3 protein-coding genes and 1 pseudogene are annotated in these 2,042 nt (G+C 64.6%); all 4 read left to right on the forward strand.

Going from position 1 to position 2,042, the window contains the following annotated elements:
• Positions 1–105 (forward strand): annotated as a pseudogene (locus tag AC2FM3_RS09925) (sulfite exporter TauE/SafE family protein); the annotation flags it as partial.
• Positions 99–884, forward strand: coding sequence for a hypothetical protein (locus tag AC2FM3_RS09930; RefSeq protein WP_496681206.1), 786 nt, complete (start codon positions 99–101; stop codon positions 882–884). The pseudogene AC2FM3_RS09925 and the gene AC2FM3_RS09930, both read left to right, overlap by 7 nt.
• Positions 885–917: 33 nt before the next feature.
• On the forward strand, positions 918–1,646 hold the full coding sequence (locus AC2FM3_RS09935) for a SpoIIAA family protein (protein ID WP_496681209.1): 729 nt from the start codon (positions 918–920) through the stop codon (positions 1,644–1,646).
• A 175-nt stretch (positions 1,647–1,821) separates the two neighbouring features.
• Positions 1,822–2,042, forward strand: a 221-nt coding sequence (locus AC2FM3_RS09940; protein ID WP_496681211.1) for a hypothetical protein, incomplete at its 3' end; no start/stop codon positions are given.

The following is a 2,042-nucleotide window of genomic DNA, read 5'->3' on the forward strand; positions in this document are numbered from 1 at the left end:
GTGAAGCTGGCCCATGCTATGGATCCCAAACCGCTTAAACGCGTCTTTGCGGTCTTTCTGACCCTCGTGGCGTTGAACATGCTGCGCAAGGCCTTGGGGTGGTGAGGCCATTCTGGGCGCGCGGGTGGGAGGTTTTCCCGGCCGAGCCCTCCGTCGCCGACTGGGTGGCGCATGCGCTGCCCGCCGCCCGCGCGGCGGTGCGGGACCCGGCCCATCTCCACTGGCTTGACTGTGAAGAGACGTGGTTCATCGGCGTCGATGCCCTGCCCAACGACGTGGCGGGGCGGGTTGGCGGCTCGGGACCGTTGGGCGGCGCGGCGCTTGACTTCCTGCGCGCGCAATACGGTTCGGTCGCGCTGCACCCAGGGCAGGTCTCGGTGGTTTATCCGGGCTATCCACGGCCGCGCCGGGGCGAGGGCGAAGCCGCCGCCCGATACCGGGTCCGGCGCGATGGGGCCCATGTGGACGGGCTCAAACCCAATGGGCCGGATCGGCGCCGCCATATCGACGAGCCGCACGCCTGGATTCTGGGGCTGCCGTTGACAGCGGCCAGCGCCGAAGCGGCGCCGCTGGTCGTCTGGGATGGCAGCCACCGGATCATGCAGGCGGCGTTTCGCCGGGTATTGGCCGGCGTCGCGCGCGCGGATTGGGCAATGGTAGACATCACCGAAGCCTATCAGGACGCCCGCCGAGAGGTGTTCGAAACCTGCCTGCGGATCGAGATCCCAGCCCGGCCGGGAGAGGCCATCGCACTGCACAGGCATTGTCTGCACGGGGTGGCCCCCTGGCGTGACGGAGCAACGGCCGGACCCGACGGACGGATGGTCGCCTATTTCCGGCCTGAACTGCCCGGCGGTGTGGCCGAATGGATCGAAACGCCGTAACCTCGGGCCATTCTCTGATTTGGAGGGCATTCGATGATTACGATTCACAAGACGTCTGACGGTGCACTGCTTGAGATCGAATTGACGGGCGAAGTCACAAGTGCCGATTATACCAACTCCTTGGTTCCCACGATTGAAGCTGCGCTGCAAGAGCACGACCAGGTCCGGATGCTGGTGATCGCCGGCCCCGACTTCGAAGGTTATGACCTTGGCGCCGCGTGGGAGGACACCAAGCTGGGCCTCAGCCATTGGCGCGGGTTCGACCGGATCGCGGTGGTCACAAACAAAGCTTGGGTGAAGACCAGCGCGCGGCTCGCGGCTCCGCTGATGCCATGCCCTGTGCAGGTGTTCGAGATGTCGCATCTGGACGAGGCGCGCTTGTGGCTGCGCGAGTCCCTCGGGGCCATTCACGTCGTCGATCTGGGCGGGCCTTGCGTGCAGATCAGCCTGTTGGGCAAGGTGGACCCCAGGGAATACGAAGAGGCCGAGCAGAGCCTGGACACGTTGCTGAGCCAGAAGGAGGGCTTCCGTCTGCTGATCGATCTGCGCGAGTTCGACGGCTGGCAGGGCCTGTCGGCGCTCGCGGCGCATTTCCGTCTGGCGCGCAATCATATCGGCATGCTGGACCGGGCCGCCATCGTGGGCGACAAGGCCTGGCAGCACATCGCGCAGCGCGTCGCGCGGCACATCTTGGGCACACGTACACAGTATTTCCCGTCCGAAGCGTATGAAGAGGCCAAGACCTGGCTGGCGTCCGGCTGATCCGCCCGGGGCCGCGATTCGCGGCGCGGCTGATGGGCCTTGATTTGCACCGGCTGACCCTGGGTCACCCCAGGCTGTGCCGAAGGTATTGGATTTGTTACGCTACGTCCATTTCGCGCACTCGTGGACAGGGGCGCGCGTGCAAGTGCCCGGACTTGACCGATTTTTTGTCCTGTTGGACAAATTTTTGCGTTTTGCGGCGGGGTTTTCCCCCTTATTCAAAGCTACTCGAAACGGTAGGAATAGGTCGCTGCTGCAATCTATCCGTGTGTTTCGGTATAGGCCTTGCCCCGCGGGGGGGCTGGATCGCAACGGCGCCGAGCTGTTCAAGGGGGCTGTCATGCGACTGTTCAAACTGTTTTCCGGCAAGGTCAAAACCAAGCGCCGTTCCTCGGT

The sequence above is a fragment of the Ruegeria sp. BHSB172 genome (assembly GCF_059613165.1).

Bases quoted from the DNA above. Each gene is read 5' to 3' on its own strand.
- AC2FM3_RS09935 (WP_496681209.1), top strand. From the start codon at position 918: ATGATTACGATTCACAAGACGTCTGACGGTGCACTGCTTGAGATCGAA.